Raw genomic sequence first — 16,919 nt, 5'->3', positions numbered from 1 at the left:
AGACGGAAAAACGCTTACCCCCGCTGATTTTTTCCCTTTACGGTAATGACATCTACAAAAGGTCGAATCCGGTCCATCAAGCGTTGTCCTTTGTACATTTCCTCTCCGTCCTTGCTCGTAAAGCTGAGATGCTTCTCCAGCCCCTGCAACGAATAATTGGAAGTATAAAAAGTAGGTTTGCGGTTCATTCGGTAATTCAAAATAGAACCCATCACATGATCCCGTACCCACGGGCTTAAATTTTCGGCACCAATATCGTCAAATACGAGCAGATCACAATTTTTGAGCATTTCGGTCGTTTCCTTCAGCTTCTGTCCATCCTGAATCATGGACTTTAAGTCCTCCACAAAATCAGGCATATACACGATCACACCGTTCAGACCCGACAGAGCCAGCTCGTGCAATAGATAGCCCATCAAAAAAGTTTTACCCGTACCAAACGTACCTTCCAGATACAGTCCTTTTTTGGATAGACCCTGACTTTTCGTTTCTTCAATGTAACGGAATAGCTGTGTGACGGCAGGCATACGTTGTGAATCCTTACGCGCAATCTCAAGAGCGTTATATCCCTCCAGAAGTGCCCGTTCATCCACATAAAAGCTTTTAATTCGCTGACGCACCCGTTGTTCATGTTGGGAAGCAACCAACTTCGCACATGGGGTCCGAATGTCCACGATTTCGGCTGTTCCATTCGGATATTCCACGCCCAGCTTGCAAAAGTGGCCCTGAAAATCGTTAGGACATCGTTCCAGCCCCGGACAATTGTCGCAATTTCGACGATCCCGGGCATACTGAAAGAGCATGCTCATGTTGAGTCGCAATTGTGTTTCGTCGACATCAGGATGTGCAGCACAAAACTCCTGTACGAGCGGATCATTTAGAACTTGATCGGCTACATTGCGAGTGCGCTGGCGAAACGAAGGGTTCTGCATCTGCTGTAGCAAATCGCCCAGTGATTCCAAGAACGCTCCTCCTTTCTTAAAATGTGCAGAGTTATGGACACCTTAAAATCTATCTACACCTTTTTCTGTTTTCCGGATTGCATTCGTTCGGCCAGACGCAGCAATTCATCCAATTCTTCCTCAGATACAGACTCCTCGGAAGGTTGATCTTGAACGATTGGAATGGATGGCTTGGCTGGCCCGTTATTTTTGGCATACGCGCGGGATCGGCCGCCGGAAGGAGAAGCAGAGGACTGTTTTCCTTTTACTTTGGCTTGATCCCTTATATATTGAACGGCTTTTTCATAAGTGTTTACCTGCTTAAGCAGCATGTTGGAAGCAACGGCCTCGACAAAGTTGCGGTTAATCCGCTGATCGCTCCCAGATACGAGCAGTGACATTAAATAATGGATCAGCACGTTGATGACTTCACCGGGCAGCTTATAGCTGATATCAATTTTCTCGAATATATCCAGCAGGTTACCGGGAACCGTGCCGGGGAAAAAGGTTTGCAACAAGCGACGATAAGGCTCGTTGCGCAACATCATATTATACTGGTGAATGTCACATTTGGCTGTGAATTGTGGTGGAACCTCCACATAAAATTCCATTTCCACAGCCTGTTCTGCAGGCGGCTCTTCAGATGTGGAAGTTTCCCTCTGGCGCAAGGCGACCACTTTGGCGGCTTGTACCTGCTGCTCCTCCTGCCGCTTCCGATCCTGTCTGGAGTGTTGGCTAGCCCGAAGTTGAAGCTCGTCAAGCAACAAGTCGCCTGCTTCGGTAAAAATACCGTCCTCATCCAGCAATCGGCTAATATCCTGTACAGAAAGATCAAATTTGCGAACAACGTAATTGACCATGCCTAACTGCTCGTGCTCAAACCGAAGACGCTCCACGTGCTTACGATTGGCAGATTCACGCGGAAAACGGAGAATAATATCTGCATAATTCAATGCTTCCTCCGATTCTGACGCAATTGGTCCAGTCTGACGGCTAGTGGACACCTCGGACAGCGCCTGCTCCAGTTCATAATCTATAACATGGGTATTCAGTTCAAATAACTCATAAAATGGAATCGAAATATTCTCTTTATTATAGGAAGATTGCGACCATTCGCTAGATTCTCTGCTCCACAATGATTCTCTCAGAGAAAGCACTGCAAACTTACCGATTTTGTCTCTCAACAAAAGGGTGAGATGCTGCGTTCTGAAAAATTCAGCAGGTGCGAGCGGCGGCTGCATCTCATATTCATACATATAGTCGTCCGTTTCGGGTGCATACAGCCTGGACGTCTGTAACAGACCGACGGCCTCCAGTTTGGAGGTCTGTTCAATCAAATACTTGCGTCCCTTTTCACTCGGCTCCAGTCCCAGTGTCAGAAAAAGGCGACGCTGCTGTTCCAACGGCGAATAACCAATTTGTCCAACTGGCACATGCTGGAACAACAGTCGATACAGACTGACCGCAAATGCGCCTACCATCGGCTGATAGACGCTTCCCAGCATCAATTCATCCAGTGCGCTCAAGCCAAATTCCCGATAAACGCAATAGCGGTGGTTCTCAGTATAGTGCAGCAGGTTTTTCATCCGCATTCCAACATTCTTCCTTTCCTGACATAACGGTCTCCAAGATGTTTTTCTATTCTATCATACTTGCCTTCTGGTGGGGCCAACAAAATAAGGGCAATTGTTCTCCTTTTTGGCAGCCATATTCGTCTGAGTTCTACTTTTTTCGAGAATACTAACTATTTTATGACTTTGTGACCTGCATCATGGTAAAAATAAAATTCTTCACACTTCTTTCATTGGTGAAAAGCTTTACTTTGAGCTACAATATAATGGTTAAGCATCACGTATTGGATACAGGAAAGATATAAGGAAGTACACATAGTTCGGCTAAGCCGATTATCATTTACAGATCGTAAAGGAGTGTAGATCGTGAGTCAACATCAACCACAACAAACCCCAGCAACACCTAACGAAGTAGCCTCCACACTGGAAGGCTGGTATGCGCTTCACGATTTCCGGTCCATCAACTGGACAGCATGGAAAACCGCAGATGATGAGGAACGTGCTGGAGCACTGGATGAGCTTCAAGAGTTTATGAAGGAATGGAGCACTACCGAGGAAGCGGGTCTGGGCAGCTCAGCTGTCTATACTATAGTCGGACAAAAGGCTGATTTTGTCATGATGCACCTGCGCGAAACGCTGGAGGACCTCAATAAACTGGAAAATGACTTTAACAAAACAACCTTCGCCAAATATACAACCAAAACCTACTCTTATGTGAGTGTGGTGGAACTAAGTAATTATTTGAGCAAGGATGAAGATCCTATGCAAAATCCACAAATTGTCGCACGCTTGAAGCCTGTATTAAACAAGGCCCGTTATATTTGTTTCTATCCAATGAACAAAAAACGTGATCTGGATGACAACTGGTACATGCTTTCGATGGACGAGCGTCGCACCTTGATGCGTAGCCACGGTTTAATTGGACGCAGCTATGCTGGCAAAGTAAAGCAAATCATTTCCGGTTCCGTCGGCTTTGACGATTGGGAATGGGGTGTAACACTGTTCTCCGATGACGCACTTCAGTTCAAGAAGCTAATCTACGAAATGCGTTTTGATGAAGTCAGTGCCCGTTACGGTGAATTCGGCTCCTTCTATGTCGGCAGTGTGTTGAATGAAGAGACATTTGAAGACATGTTGAAGCTGTAAAGCACAACCGTCAGTACCATTCGCAGCATACAATTAAGGATTCCGCGAACTCCCACTTTCGGGACGACGGAATCCTTTTTTTATAAGACCTAAAGCTATAATAGAAGAGAAAAGGCCCCTCACGGGTGCCTGATTAAATCGTATTCTTTATGAATGCCAGTCATAGCCAAGGAATGATATCTCCGATTATTGCAGCACAGGCTCGACCCCTACGGATGTATCCTCACTTTTCGCCAGCTTTCTTTTCTCCAAAGCGATCAGGATAAAGATAATAAGCAGCAAACCACTTAGTAAGACCAAAAAGCCTCCCAACTCGGGAATAAAATATTTTAAGCTCCCACCTTTGAAGCCCATACCTCTCAAAAACTTAAAATGCCAAGTTAATGGTAGGATATTACTTACATATTGCAGCGATGGAGGCAGCATAGCCACTGGCAATTGAGCACCGCTCAGTAAAAACGAAGGCAGTATAATTAGCATGAGACGTGGGGAAGCTTTTCCAGGATTCGCAGCATTCCACCCTAAAGCCATCGCAAACAAACTCAGCGTAATCGTGTACAGGAGAAATGGAATACTGAGCTGCCATACATTCGCTTCAAAGCGTAGTCCGCCAATTTGCTTAAGTAAACCAATGGACAGGTAAAAGGAGACACATCCTACTAACGCATACGGTAACACCCTAAGAATCAATCCATACGAATGTTGGAGTTCTTCTTTTAATCTACCTTGCTCCCGCAATCGCGGGACAATTGTCAGTACAGTAGCACCAATCAGTGAAATCATGACCGTATTAATGAATCCCATAACCGAAGTCATCAAAGTAGCATTGGTAGGATTATATAACAGACGCTGCTGAAGCAACATATTAGAAGTAAGCCCTGTAACCTGGCTGTCACTCATTCCCATGCCCTTTAGTCCACCACCAGCCAGCATCGCATTTTCCGTCGCCATAATCTCTGTGACTGCCGAGCGTAGATTTCCCGTAGCCTGACCTACCGTATTATCCACATAAAAACCGATGTTGCTCTGAACTCCTTTGATCCTATTTTCCTCCAACCCAGCTGGAAGGTAAATCACCGCAAAAAACTTTTCATTATATAAAAGTAAATTCGGATCAGCTTCATTCTCTTGCACATGGCGTACATCAATATACTGCGATGCATCTAATTTATTAATAAGCTGTCGGCTATAACTGCTATGATCTAAATCGACTACAGCTACAGAGGCATCGTTAAGCTGATTATTTTTAAAAACAAATCCAAAGGCTACAGCTACTACGATAGGAACGAGCAGCATAACAAAAACCATCTTACCGCTGATCAACAGCTTCCATTCTTCTATAAAAGCCTTCATTTCGTCACAACCTCTACCGTCATTCCAGGTAATAATTCAGATGTGCGCTGAACATCCACCCGTACTTGGAAGGAGCTTATATCCGACAGACCTTTGTCCCGACTCATTCTCATGTTGGTATACTGAGGAGCAGAAGTGATGTACCTCACCTTGCCTTGGACATCTTTATCTAAAGCTATAACGTGCGAAGTCACATTTCCCCCAGCTTTAAACTGTGACATGGAATCCTCACCCACATAAATATCGTAGTATAGCTGACTGGTTTCGATAACGGCGCCCGTTGCCCCCGTAGAAACAATCTCTCCCATTTTAGGTACAATACGCGACACCTTACCATCTGTAGATGCCTTCAGCACCATACGTCCCCGCTGCAATTCCAAAGTTTTGAGTTGAACACTTAATGCCCGCTTTTGTTGAGCCAGAAGATCCACATTGTATTCGCTATTCTTAACATCTTTTCGTGTTTGCGAGGTTTGAGTCAAGGCTTCCTTGGCCTTTTCTGTTTTGATACGAGCCTGCTGGCGTTCCTCAGTAGTTGCACCAGCCTCCATTTTATCCAAAGCGGTTTGCTGCTGAGCGATCCCATTTTTAGCAATGTCCGATTGTTTGCTAGCCGCTGTAATCTGGTTATTGGCAATTTCAACCTGATCCTTAGCTGTATCTAACGCGATTTGGGCATTATCCAGTTGGTTTTTAGCGTTATCCAGTTCTGCTTTGGTTCCAGCTCCGGCATCATATAACGCTTTGATACGGTTGTAATTCACTTTAGCCAAGTCCAGAGCCTGTTGTCTGGATGATACTGTTTTTTGTGCAATTTCCGCATTTCTTTTGGCTGTCTCTACTCCTGTCAGAGCTGCGTCCAACGATTGCTGTGCTGCTTCAATAGCCAGCTTTTGTCTTACAATATCCTCCGCACGTGTGCCTTGGTTTAATAAGGACTCTCCCGCTTGCGCGGCTTGAATATCCAATTGCCCCTGTTTTTCTGAATTCGAAATTTTCTCCGACTGATTTTGCAACCCGTCTTTAGCCTGTTTTATTTTCACATCAGCCTGTGCGATATCCGTTTTTAATTTCTCAATTTGCAAATCAAGGTCTACAGGATCGAGGGTCATGAGCACATCCCCTTTTTTCACCTGTTGTTCTTCCTTCACCTCAATCGTGTTTACTCTTCCCCCTACGCCCTGAAAAGCAACATTCACGGTATCTGCCGTAAGCAGTGTATTTTTTTGTTGGGCTGCCATACTCACAGCATCCTTGCCGCTCATTGCCATTAGCGTACCCCCGGTACCTAACGCGACAACAAGTAAAACGTACACGATGATCTTTTTGTTCATTACAATAAACTCTCCTTCATGATGATTTAGCCAATGATAGTTAAAAATAATAGTCAAAAACAAATAAGGAGCCTGATAGTACGACGTCTAACTATTTAAGCCGGGAAATTTGATTATTCCTGTTTTATCCGTTCAACACCTGAGGAAAGCTTCTGTAAGAGTGTTGCAAAAAGATCATGATCCTCCTGCGTAAATTCATTCATCAAATCCGAAAAAAGCTGAATGAACAGTGGAATTCTTTCCGTCATTAACTGTTTTCCTTCATCAGTCAAAGAAATCGCGGTCATACGTCGATCCGACAACGTACTTCTTCGGATGATCCCGTCCCGTTCCAGCTTGTCAATTACGCTGGTTACTGTTGAACGTGTAACTCCGGAATACTCAGCCAACTCGGACGGAGTTAATGAACGGTCATACAAATACAAAGGCATTAGAATTTTAAGATTTCCAATAGATACCCCATACTCAGACAGTCTGGAAGACACCCCATTGTACACCTCGTGAGCTGTCTGCACGAAAAGTACTAACGTATTCAACGATCGGGAATCCACATTTGGAAACTTTTCAGTCAATAAATGTATTCTACTGGGATCGGCATTGATTTTAAAATCAGAATTCAATGTGAAGCTCCCCCTCTGTAATTAGTAATCATACTATACGACGTCGAATAGTTATGAGTCAATATCTTTTTTTGTTCATTGAAATAAAAAAGGTCTCCAAGCTCCTTTTTAGGAGTCATGGAAACCTTTTTGCCTTAGAAAAACCGTCCTTTTTTCAGTACCAGTGGAATTCCGCCAATGATGAACAGATAGCGGAGATCCACAATTTTTTTCAATTGTGCGGCCACCCAACCTTTTATTTTGCGCTTACCCACCACAGCGACGGCTTCGCCTTTTCCAAGAGAAGCAACCGTCCCTTTGTTGGAAAATACGAACTTGTGCAGTTCCTTTTTGCGAAGAGTAGCGGCCAGATTCTTGGCACAAAGGACCCCTTGCTGCATCGCAATTTGGGCCGTCGGTGGATAAGGGCGTCCTTCGGGATTAAACATCAAGGAGCTGTCCCCGATAATAAAAATGTCATCATGTTCCGGTGCACGCAGAAAATCGTCGATTTTCACCCTTCCGCGCATCACTTCGAATCCAGCTTTCTCGATTAATCCGTTCCCACGGATTCCTCCCGTCCAGACCACGGTGCAGGCTTCGATTTTCTCACCCTCACCAACGATTACACCATCCTGTAAGCATTCCTTAATCGGAATTCCAATGCGGAAGGTGACCCCTTTTCGCTTAAGGACATCCATCGCATACTCCACCAGCTCAGGATCGAACCCTGGCAGTGCCGTTGGAGCCGCCTCGACGTTAATGATTTGAATTCGGTTAAAATCGATGTCATACGCTCTAGCCAGCTGTGGCAAACGATCCGCTAACTCCGCTACAAACTCAATACCGCTAAAACCAGCGCCCCCTACGACGAAATTGAGGCGACCTGGTTTACCGTCGTTTTTATACAAGGCCAGCTGGTATTCAATATGCTCCCGAATCAGGCGAACCGAGTTAATACTGCGAATCGTCAGCGCGAACTTATCCATTCCCGGAATACCGAATGTTTCTGGCTCCCCGCCTAGTCCAATGACCAAATAATCATAGGAGAGCGAGCCATCCTCCAGCACGATTTTTTTCTCCTTTGGTATGATTTCCTTAACCGTTCCTTTGACTAAATCCACCTTGAACTCATCGATTAGCTGCGCAATCGGAATCCTTGAATGCTCAATCGTATCCGTACCTGCCGCAGGCATATGAAGATGTGTCGTAATATAGTGGTAATCATGACGGTTGATCAGCGTGACATCCGCCTCATTGTGCTTGAGCTCCTTTTGCAATTGCTGAGCCGTCAATATACCGCCATATCCGGCGCCCACAATGACAATTTTGGGAATACTGCTCATGCTTTTACCCCTTCCGATATACATAATTATTCGAAGCTGTTCTCTCAAAACGGTTAATTTACACTCACAAAAAAGTCTTCATCAAATATTAATAGCTTTAACTTTGCAAGCGGAACCTGGCAGTTTATAATGATAAACAGTGAATCATGCGTTCGGCGGCTATCTGAACCTCTATGCGGCTGATTCAATAATTACAAATTCCATACTATCCCTTTCGGAGGTGTTTTTAGAGTGACAACTCAATCCACAGGCGCGGAGATCCGCGATCTGATCATTATTGGAGGCGGTCCAGCCGGTATTTTCGCCGCTTTTTACGGAGGAATGCGTCAGGCATCCGTCACCTTAATTGAAAGTATGCCCCAACTGGGCGGCCAGCTTGCAGCCCTTTATCCTGAAAAATATATTTATGACGTTGCTGGCTTTCCTAAAGTAACTGCACAGGAACTGGTCAACAATTTGGTTCAACAAATGAACCACTTTAATCCAGAAGTGCAGCTAGAAGAGAAAGTCGTATCGTTAGAGAAAAAAGAAGAACGCCACTTCATTGTAAAAACAGACAAAGGTGGCGAGTATCATGGTAAGGCGGTTATTATTACCGCTGGTGTTGGTGCTTTCGAGCCGCGCAGACTGGAGCTTCCAGGTGCCGAACATTTTGAAAAAACGAACCTGCATTACTTTGTTAGCGACCTGAGCAAATTTGCAGGCCGAAAAGTGCTAATCAGTGGTGGCGGTGACTCTGCCGTAGACTGGGCACTCATGCTGGAACCAATTGCAGAACAGGTTACATTGATTCACCGCCGCGACAAATTCCGTGCGCATGAACACAGTGTCGAAAACCTCCTCGCATCCAAAGTAAATGTTATTACACCAACGGAAATTACAGAATTGCATGGAGAAGACACGATTACGAAAGTCACTCTTGCTCATGTAAAAACCAAAGAAACACAGGAAATCGAAGTGGACGATGTGATCGTTAACTTTGGATTTGTATCCACACTTGGCCCGATTGCTGAATGGGGAATTGAAATCGAAAGTAATTCCATCGTGGTCGATTCTCGCCAGGAAACCAATATTCCCGGCATTTTCGCCGCAGGGGATATTACAACCTATCCAGGCAAGCTCAAGCTGATTGCGGTCGGCTTTGGTGAAGCCCCTACGGCAGTCAACAACGCCAAGGTCTATGTAGATCCAGATGCCAAGTTGTCTCCTGGTCACAGCAGTAACATGAAAATGTAGTTTAGTTTAGACTATGACAAAAAAGGGTATTTTACTCCAAATTTGAATGTTTGGAGTGAAATACCCTTTTTTACGGTGTGCCTATTCGTTGCAGTGATTGTCCGTAAAGCCATTCGAACCCTGAATGACTTTACAGTCGCAGTACGAGAGCTTGTCCGGTCTAATGAAGGACTACGGCTGTATTCATCTCTAGATTTCTTTTGTGAATTTCAGCCAGCAACAGTGCAATGAAGTCACATTCAAGTTTAAGCTCGATTGCCATCTGATAGGAATCCAAAAGCATCTCATCCGTCAGCATAGCCATCCTCGACACAACCTTTCCTTTTATTTCAAAATCTATTCTATCAAAATACCAAAAACGGAACAAGCGTTCTGTTATCCACAGCCAATTGTGGAAATCCTGTGTATAAATTGTTGGTAAGTGTCGTTAACCCTTATATGTGACAGGGGATAATGTGGACAATATTTATACACAGAATTTTGAAGCTTGAACACAAAAAAAATATTTTTATTATTTATACAAATATATTATATTTAGCGTCTTGTTAATAGATTAAATTGGGATTTTATTGAAGAAAACAGAAATTTATTGAGGTCTTGTATTAACCTCTAAAATCCATACCCTTCCATTCTGATCAAGCCCGTAATCAAATCCTAGTTGTCCAATCCCAGGAAACCTTTTTTCCAGCACAGGAATACAGCGCTGTGTAAGTTCAATGATCTCTCGCCGCTTTCGCGTAGCAAGCCGCCGGGGATATATCATTCGAAGCGCATCTGTTCCCTTCAGCAAAGTTCCCCCTCTGCACAGATTCGTAATGACCAGTCCGGGACGAGCATGACGTGCAACTACCGCACGAAAATCCCATCTCTGCCCTTCCTTCACAACTTTGACTCGATAGTCGACAGGTCTACCTTGAATACTTGCCAGTTGGATCCCTTGTTGAATGAGATATGGGCGTTGGATTCGGAGCTTATGGATTCCGATTACAAGTGCTCTAAAATGACTGAACCGGTGCGTGTGCTCCATACGCGTGCAGGTGTATCCCCTACGCTCCTTTGCCACACGCATGACTCCGATTCCTCCGCCTCCTTTTACAGGTTTTATAAACACAAAAGCATGCCGCCGCAGCATCATGCGCAATTGATCTTCACTATATAGACAGGTTTCCGGTATATAAACGGCGGTATGTGGATGGTGGAGCAGCGCCTTCGTCTTTAGCCATTTGCTTGCAAGTTGTCTCATCTAACCCTCTCCTTTCGCCGTCAGGTATACTTATACATACTCAACAGGAATGTTCTATTCTTGGATGATTGTCCGCGGCATGTGTCTATTTCGACAAGATCATGGCGAACGGTAGCATGCACCGAATATCACTGGTACAATGACAATAATCTACTACCATTTGCACGGAACAGCGGAATTTACCGCCAAATCGTTTTTCAACAAGGAGGTCAACTCATGAATAGCAAAATTGGCATCATGGACATTGGCTCAAACTCCATACGTCTGGTGATCTATGAAATGACAGAGACAGGAGCCTATCGCATTGTGCAGGAATGCAAAGAAGCTGCCCGACTGAGCGAAAAGGTTGGGGCCAACGGCCGTATGGAACGGGAGGCGATTCGAAGCATCGCTCCATTGCTGCGCCAATTTATGGCGGTATGCCATATGCACGGGGTTGTCCGTATGCGTGCAGCAGCAACAGCAGCCATCCGCAATGCCACGAATTCGGACGAAATCGTCCAATGGATTGCGGAGGAGACAAATTTAACACTGGAAATACTGAGCGGAGAGCAAGAAGGCTATGCCGGTTTTCTGGGTGTAGTGAACACTATGAATGTGAGTGATGGAATCATCATTGACATCGGGGGTGGCAGTACCGAAATTACGCTGTTCCGCGATCGAAAGCGACTGCATACGGTGTCATTTCCCTTTGGCGCCGTCAATATGAACTGGCGCTTTGGACGTGAGGTCAAGAATGGCGAATGGTCTCCTCAGCAGATTGAGGAAATGGAGAGCTTTGTCCGTTCTTCACTGCAAAATCATGATTGGATCTTCTCCAATCCGGATCTGCCATTCATCGGGCTAGGTGGGACCCTGCGTACTTTGGCTAAAATCAATCAGAAGCGGCAGGATTACTCACTTCCTGTGACGCACCATTACGAAATGACGATAGAAGATGTCGATTACTTCTATGGCAGTCTGCCCCATCTTCCCTATGAAAAACGCAAAAAAACAGCCGGCCTGTCCAAGGACAGAGCCGACATCATTGTACCGGGTCTTATTATATTGAAAACGATATTTGAAGCTGCTCAAGGCTCCGCGTATCTGGTCAGTGGAGCGGGTCTGCGAGACGGCCTATTTCATGAGCTGGTCAACGCTGAACAGCCCGTGGTAGCTAATCCGCTTATCACATCCATTCGCAATATCCTTTCGTTTGCTGTCCCGGTTAGCGAAGCGCATGTCAAGCGGGTTAACGAGTACGCCGTCCGGCTCTATGACACATTAGCTAGCGGAACCTCAGCTGCTATGGACAAACGTTTGTTACTGACCGCAGCAACTCTTTACAAAACGGGAGCTGCCTTGAATTACTATCATTTTCGCCAGAATTCCGTGTTCTGGATCTTACATGCAGGCATTGGCGGTCTATCCCATAGGGAAACGGTACTAGCCGCGTTGATCGCGGATTACCATCCCAAGAACCGGACCCCCCGTTTGCTACGCACACATGCGGATATTTTGGAGCCTTCCGACGAGGAACGTGTACATCGGCTCGGCTCGCTGCTCCAGCTCGCGATTGGCATGGATCGGAGTGAGTCCGGAATGATTACCAGCATCAATCCTACTACAGGGGATGACGCAATGCATCTTCGTTTGGAAAGCAAGAGTGAACCCATATTAGAACAACGAGAACTAGAATCCGTTGCGAAAGATTTCCAAAAGGCGTGGAACCTCACATTGTCGTGGTCCATTCTACCTTCTTCCAATTTCTAACCTTCATCGCTTCAGATTGGCTCCTGATGGGAGCCTCTTTGTCGTTTCTGGACACAAATTGATAGCTGCCATTAGGCAAAAGCTGGCGCGCCTTCACATTATCCCTTAACGATAAATGCAGAATATCTGCCAGCATTTCTTTGATCCCGTCATCATAAATCGGGCACATCAGTTCAATTCGGCGGGTCAAATTGCGCGTCATCCAATCCGCACTGGACAGAAATAACTCGGATTTCCCTCCATTTTCAAAATAAAACAATCTGGAATGCTCCAGGAAGCGGTCTACAATACTGATGACACGTATGTTCTCGCTGAATCCTTCCACACCGGGACGCAAACAACAAACCCCTCTAATGATAAGATCAATCTTCACACCTGCTTGGGAAGCCGCATATAGTTCATCGATCATCTCCTGATTGGATAAGGAGTTGATCTTGGCAATAATCCGGGCGGGCTTACCTGCCAATGCTTGCTCTGCTTCCCTACGGATGAGTTCAAACAGCTTGTTCTTCATTCCCGTTGGAGCCACCGTAAAAGCTTGCAAAGTCTTGAGCGCAGAGAATCCCGTGATTTCATTAAACAGTTCGGAGGCATCCTCACCAAGTACTGGATCCGACGTAAACAATCCGATATCCGTATACACACGCGCCGTGCTTTCATTATAATTGCCTGTACCTACATGCACATATCGTTTGAGTGCGTTGCGCTCATGGCGTATGACAAGAATGATTTTGGCGTGCGTCTTCAAGCCAACCAACCCATACACTACGTGACAGCCTGCTTTTTCAAGCGTACGCGCCCAGGCAATATTACGTTCCTCGTCAAAACGGGCTTTCAGCTCCACCACCACTGTTACCTGCTTGCCCGATTCGGCCGCACGTGCCAATGCCGGAATCAGCTTCGATTCCCCGTTGACACGGTACAGGGTCATTTTGATTGCCATCACATCCGGGTCCTCTGATGCCTCAATGATAAAATCAGTTACCGCATCGAATGATTCATACGGATGATACACGAGCACGTCCCGTTTGCGAAGTACGTTGAAAATATCCTCCTGCGGGGGCAATTCTTCCGGATACAGTGGTTTGATTGCCGGGAATTTCAAATGCGAATACCCTTCCAAATGATCGGCAAAAGACGATAAAAATGTCAGATCCAACGGCCCGTCCACCTCAAAAACATGGTCGAACAGCTTGAATTCGCGTTGAAGCTCCATCAGGGCATAGGGATGAATCCCTTTTTCTACTTCCAATCTTACTGGCGCGCCCCGTCGTCTTCGACGCAGCTCTTTTTCAATCTCTTCGAGCAAATCTTCTATTTCTTCTTCATTAATGGATAAATCGGAGTTACGTGTCACACGAAAAGCATGAACGGCCTCTGGGATATACCCAGTGAACAGCGTTTGGATATGATGCTTGATCAGTTCCTCAATTAAAATAAATGATTTCTTCTTGCTATTGGAACGTAACGGCACTGTAACCACACGTGGAATATTCGAAGGCACCTGCACAATGGCAAAAAGCGGTTTATCCTCCTCCGTATCCCCCGGACGTCTCAAAACGACCGCTAAATATACGTATTTATTGTGAACGAGTGGAAAAGGACGGCTCTGATCGACCGCCATCGGCGTGAGCACCGGAAATATAATTTCATGAAAATATGCATCCAGCGACTTGCGCTGTGTCGTATTTAAGTCTTCATATTCGAGCAGTAAAAGACCTTTTTTCGTCAAGAGGCGAGAAATATCACGATAGGTCCGGTATTGTTCCGATACCATCGAGACAGTACGCTTGATCAGGCGTTTGTACAAACCGGAGGGGGTATATCCCGTAAAATCCTTTTGCATAAAACCCGCCTTGATTTTCTCGCGCGTCTCTGCAACACGAACAGCCATAAACTCATCCAAATTGCTAGATACAATCGCCAAAAATTTGGCTCTCTCCAGCAACGGTGTATCTGCATCCTGAGCTTCCTGAAGCACACGGCGATTAAATTCAATCCAGCTTAAATCTCGGTTAAAGTAACGTTCTGACCCGGCTTTATCCTTATTCTGACTCTCTATCAACATATGGCCTCCATCAATTCATGCAGTATAGTTACCCTTTATTGTACTATTAGATGAAACGCACTAGCATCACAGTAGTGTAAACGCAATGTAAAATGTGTGTAAACACAAACTGGATATTTGAAAAGGTCATTCGGATGCTTTACAAAAATAGCATTAAGCGGTACAGTGTTTACGTCTGTTTCATAGAGTAGATTGAAGAACCGTTTCTTTTTCAGTTGTTTATGTTCGTTATGATGTGTAGTAACCACTTAGAAGCCACGTTCAATTGCTGATTTTCAAATGGCATGATATAGGGAGGATTTACGTTATGGAACCCAAGAAAACGCCACGCGTACTGCAAAAAAACATCGAATTTTTCACCGCAGCGCTGTCTCAACACCTCGTTACGGTCTGGCAAGAGGACCCTACAGGTGTATACTGTGAGATTGGCTGTGGATATATCGAGTTATTCAGTAGCGAGATGATTCGGGTGCGCAATCAAGATGGAACCCCAAGCCATTATGACCGCAATATTACCATGTTTCAGCTAATCACAAAGGATCAGCCGATATAATTATTATATGCTATGCCTGCGCTGTTCTTCCAGATTAGAATTGCTTTATGTTTACAACTACCGATTTTCATATCTGCTGAATCTTGCAGTTTTTCAAAAAGCGCCTCAGAGCGCTTTTTTTGTCGACCTTTTTTGAACATCGTTTCGAAAAGCAGTATGATAAGGGAGCATATTACCTAAATTTAAAGGGGAATCAACCGATGGAGCATACAACATCAGATGAGCGCATCCTGGTTATGACCGCGGTTGAAGGCGAACGGGAAGCTGTACTGCGGGGCCTGAAAGGCGACACCCGTTTTGTGGTCGAGCTAGCTGGCGTGGGCGCACCGTCCGCGGCGGCTTCAACCGCGCTAGCACTGGCGGCGGCTGGTGACTACCGTCTGGTCATCAGCGCCGGAATTGGTGGCGGCTTCGCGGAGGTCGCTGCATTGGAGAGCGTCGTTGTTGCTGACGCGATCATTGCCGCCGACCTGGGGGCCGAGACGGCAGAGGGCTTCAGCAGCGTGGACGAGCTAGGGTTCGGCTCAAGCAAAATTGCCGTGAACGTTGCCACCGCGCAGCGATTGGTTCAGACGTTGCGTGCCGCCGGACAGACGGCTGTCGCGGGGCCGATCCTGACCGTCTCTACGGCCACCGGTACGGCGGCAACAGCGGAACGGCTGGCCAAACGCGTTCCTGGAGCTGCTGCCGAAGCGATGGAAGGCTACGGCGTGGCCGTGGCGGCAAATAGGCTAGAACTGCCGACGATGGAAATCCGCACGATTTCCAATGCTGTCGGTCCACGTGACCGTGCAGCCTGGCGAATCAAAGAGGCTTTGCAAGCATTGGAAGCCGCATTTTCTACATTAACGGAGGTTATATAGATGCAAATTGCTTTTTCACCTTGTCCCAACGACACTTTTGTCTTCCATGCCCTGGCGCATGGTTTGATTCCGGGCGCACCCGCGCTGGACATTACATTCGCCGATATCGACATCACCAACAATCTGGCGATCACACCAGACGGACTGGATATCATGAAAATTTCGTATGCTGCACTCCCTTGGGTACTGGATGAATATGCCCTGCTGCCTTGTGGGGGCGCACTGGGCCGGGGTTGTGGGCCACTCGTGCTGACCAAGGAAGGTTCCACCGTCAAAGGCCCGGAAGCCCTGTCCGGCAAGCGTGTAGCCGTTCCGAGTGAACGTTCCACTGCCTATCTGCTGTTCCGCCTGTGGGCGGCCAAGCATGTGCCTGGGGGTGTCGGCGAGATCGTCGTGATGCCGTTCGACCAAATTATGCCTGCTGTCCGTGACGGGAAGATAGATGCCGGACTAGTTATTCATGAAGCACGGTTCACGTATCCGTCCTACGGGCTTAGTAAGCAAGTCGATCTGGGGAACTGGTGGGAAGAAGATACAGGACTGCCGATCCCGCTCGGAGCTATTATTGCCCGCCGTACGCTGGATCTGGATGCGATCACAAACTGGATACGCGCCTCTGTCGAATACGCTTGGCAGCATCCAGAAGCTTCGCGTGAATATGTATTGTCTCATGCGCAGGAGCTTTCACCTGATGTCGCCCAATCGCATATCGACCTGTACGTTAACGATTTTACCGCCAATCTGGGCGACAGTGGATATGCCGCCATCGAAGCTTTGCTCGGTCGTGCCGCGCAGGAAGGGCTGGTACCTTCGTTTGATTTAGCCCAACTGCGCCCTACATCCACAACAATACGTTAAAAGGGAGAGACATGCCTTGCATGTTTTCCTACTGAATAGAGTAGTTTAAACATATA

15 protein-coding genes are annotated in these 16,919 nt (G+C 46.3%); 6 read left to right on the top strand and 9 right to left on the bottom strand.

Annotated features, from left to right (window positions below; translation table 11 throughout):
- Positions 1-14 precede the first annotated feature (14 nt).
- Together dnaI and JOD82_RS17210 are read right to left on the bottom strand one after the other, a co-directional pair.
- Positions 15-962, bottom strand: a complete 948-nt coding sequence (dnaI, locus tag JOD82_RS17215; RefSeq protein WP_025724035.1) for a primosomal protein DnaI — start codon at positions 960-962, stop codon at positions 15-17.
- Positions 963-1,015: 53 nt separating this feature from the next.
- The gene (locus JOD82_RS17210; protein WP_209949710.1) at positions 1,016-2,533 is read right to left on the bottom strand and encodes a replication initiation and membrane attachment family protein; all 1,518 of its coding nucleotides are present in this window, start codon (positions 2,531-2,533) and stop codon (positions 1,016-1,018) included.
- A 345-nt stretch (positions 2,534-2,878) separates the two neighbouring features.
- Here JOD82_RS17210 and hemQ point away from each other — a divergent pair, with 345 nt between their 5' ends.
- Positions 2,879-3,658 (top strand): hydrogen peroxide-dependent heme synthase, encoded by a 780-nt coding sequence (gene hemQ / locus JOD82_RS17205; protein WP_209949709.1) that lies wholly within the window; start codon positions 2,879-2,881, stop codon positions 3,656-3,658.
- A 186-nt stretch (positions 3,659-3,844) separates the two neighbouring features.
- On the opposite strand, the gene JOD82_RS17200 is transcribed toward hemQ, so the two are convergent.
- From JOD82_RS17200 to JOD82_RS17185, 4 genes are all read right to left on the bottom strand, one after another.
- Positions 3,845-5,011, bottom strand: coding sequence for an ABC transporter permease (locus JOD82_RS17200; RefSeq protein WP_209949708.1), 1,167 nt, complete (start codon positions 5,009-5,011; stop codon positions 3,845-3,847).
- Positions 5,008-6,345: an HlyD family secretion protein gene (locus JOD82_RS17195; RefSeq protein ID WP_209949707.1), complete on the bottom strand. Its 1,338-nt coding sequence runs from the start codon at positions 6,343-6,345 to the stop codon at positions 5,008-5,010. The genes JOD82_RS17200 and JOD82_RS17195 overlap by 4 nt, the downstream gene beginning before the upstream one ends.
- Positions 6,346-6,458: 113 nt before the next feature.
- Entirely contained in the window at positions 6,459-6,965 is a 507-nt protein-coding gene (locus tag JOD82_RS17190; protein WP_209949706.1) for a MarR family winged helix-turn-helix transcriptional regulator, read from the bottom strand.
- Between the two features lie 134 nt (positions 6,966-7,099).
- Entirely contained in the window at positions 7,100-8,290 is a 1,191-nt protein-coding gene (locus tag JOD82_RS17185; RefSeq protein ID WP_209949705.1) for an NAD(P)/FAD-dependent oxidoreductase, read from the bottom strand.
- 231 nt (positions 8,291-8,521) lie between these two features.
- Here JOD82_RS17185 and JOD82_RS17180 point away from each other — a divergent pair, with 231 nt between their 5' ends.
- Entirely contained in the window at positions 8,522-9,526 is a 1,005-nt protein-coding gene (locus JOD82_RS17180) for an NAD(P)/FAD-dependent oxidoreductase (RefSeq protein WP_165148522.1), read from the top strand.
- A gap of 160 nt (positions 9,527-9,686) precedes the next feature.
- Here JOD82_RS17180 and sda read toward each other — a convergent pair whose 3' ends face one another.
- Positions 9,687-9,830 carry a sporulation histidine kinase inhibitor Sda gene (gene sda, locus JOD82_RS17175; protein WP_007431918.1) on the bottom strand — a complete coding sequence of 48 codons (144 nt, stop codon included), beginning with the start codon at positions 9,828-9,830 and terminating at the stop codon, positions 9,687-9,689.
- Between the two features lie 282 nt (positions 9,831-10,112).
- Positions 10,113-10,769 (bottom strand): YheC/YheD family protein, encoded by a 657-nt coding sequence (locus JOD82_RS17170; protein ID WP_165148519.1) that lies wholly within the window; start codon positions 10,767-10,769, stop codon positions 10,113-10,115.
- A 216-nt stretch (positions 10,770-10,985) separates the two neighbouring features.
- On the opposite strand from JOD82_RS17170, the gene JOD82_RS17165 reads away from it, so the two are divergent.
- Positions 10,986-12,521 carry a Ppx/GppA phosphatase family protein gene (locus JOD82_RS17165; RefSeq protein WP_029518238.1) on the top strand — a complete coding sequence of 512 codons (1,536 nt, stop codon included), beginning with the start codon at positions 10,986-10,988 and terminating at the stop codon, positions 12,519-12,521.
- Here JOD82_RS17165 and ppk1 read toward each other — a convergent pair.
- Positions 12,481-14,589: a polyphosphate kinase 1 gene (gene ppk1, locus JOD82_RS17160; protein ID WP_029518237.1), complete on the bottom strand. Its 2,109-nt coding sequence runs from the start codon at positions 14,587-14,589 to the stop codon at positions 12,481-12,483. The two genes, JOD82_RS17165 and ppk1, sit on opposite strands and share 41 nt — an antisense overlap.
- A gap of 307 nt (positions 14,590-14,896) precedes the next feature.
- Between ppk1 and JOD82_RS17155 the strand changes: the two genes are divergently transcribed.
- The 3 genes from JOD82_RS17155 to JOD82_RS17145 all read left to right on the top strand — a co-directional run bounded on the left by JOD82_RS17155 (position 14,897) and on the right by JOD82_RS17145 (position 16,863).
- Complete coding sequence (locus JOD82_RS17155; RefSeq protein WP_029518236.1) at positions 14,897-15,142, top strand: hypothetical protein; 246 nt, start codon at positions 14,897-14,899, stop codon at positions 15,140-15,142.
- A 200-nt stretch (positions 15,143-15,342) separates the two neighbouring features.
- On the top strand, positions 15,343-16,005 hold the full coding sequence (locus tag JOD82_RS17150) for a futalosine hydrolase (protein ID WP_165148513.1): 663 nt from the start codon (positions 15,343-15,345) through the stop codon (positions 16,003-16,005).
- The gene (locus JOD82_RS17145) at positions 16,006-16,863 is read left to right on the top strand and encodes a 1,4-dihydroxy-6-naphtoate synthase (protein WP_029518234.1); all 858 of its coding nucleotides are present in this window, start codon (positions 16,006-16,008) and stop codon (positions 16,861-16,863) included.
- Positions 16,864-16,919: the final 56 nt, after the last annotated feature.

It is taken from the genome of Paenibacillus sp. 1182, from assembly GCF_017833915.1.
Lineage (GTDB): Bacteria > Bacillota > Bacilli > Paenibacillales > Paenibacillaceae > Paenibacillus > Paenibacillus polymyxa_D.
Note: the sequence above shows the minus strand (reverse complement) of the source record. Positions and strands in the feature narration are given on the sequence as shown.

What these genes read in the sequence shown, in the direction of transcription:
- JOD82_RS17210 (WP_209949710.1), bottom strand. Translation starts at nt 2,533, where the DNA reads ATGCGGATGAAAAACCTGCTGCACTATACTGAGAACCACCGCTATTGC.
- JOD82_RS17200 (WP_209949708.1), bottom strand. Translation starts at nt 5,011, where the DNA reads ATGAAGGCTTTTATAGAAGAATGGAAGCTGTTGATCAGCGGTAAGATG.
- JOD82_RS17195 (WP_209949707.1), bottom strand. Translation starts at nt 6,345, where the DNA reads ATGAACAAAAAGATCATCGTGTACGTTTTACTTGTTGTCGCGTTAGGT.
- JOD82_RS17185 (WP_209949705.1), bottom strand. Translation starts at nt 8,290, where the DNA reads ATGAGCAGTATTCCCAAAATTGTCATTGTGGGCGCCGGATATGGCGGT.
- sda (WP_007431918.1), bottom strand. Translation starts at nt 9,830, where the DNA reads ATGGCTATGCTGACGGATGAGATGCTTTTGGATTCCTATCAGATGGCA.
- JOD82_RS17170 (WP_165148519.1), bottom strand. Translation starts at nt 10,769, where the DNA reads ATGAGACAACTTGCAAGCAAATGGCTAAAGACGAAGGCGCTGCTCCAC.
- JOD82_RS17165 (WP_029518238.1), top strand. Translation starts at nt 10,986, where the DNA reads ATGAATAGCAAAATTGGCATCATGGACATTGGCTCAAACTCCATACGT.
- ppk1 (WP_029518237.1), bottom strand. Translation starts at nt 14,589, where the DNA reads ATGTTGATAGAGAGTCAGAATAAGGATAAAGCCGGGTCAGAACGTTAC.
- JOD82_RS17155 (WP_029518236.1), top strand. Translation starts at nt 14,897, where the DNA reads ATGGAACCCAAGAAAACGCCACGCGTACTGCAAAAAAACATCGAATTT.
- JOD82_RS17150 (WP_165148513.1), top strand. Translation starts at nt 15,343, where the DNA reads ATGGAGCATACAACATCAGATGAGCGCATCCTGGTTATGACCGCGGTT.
- JOD82_RS17145 (WP_029518234.1), top strand. Translation starts at nt 16,006, where the DNA reads ATGCAAATTGCTTTTTCACCTTGTCCCAACGACACTTTTGTCTTCCAT.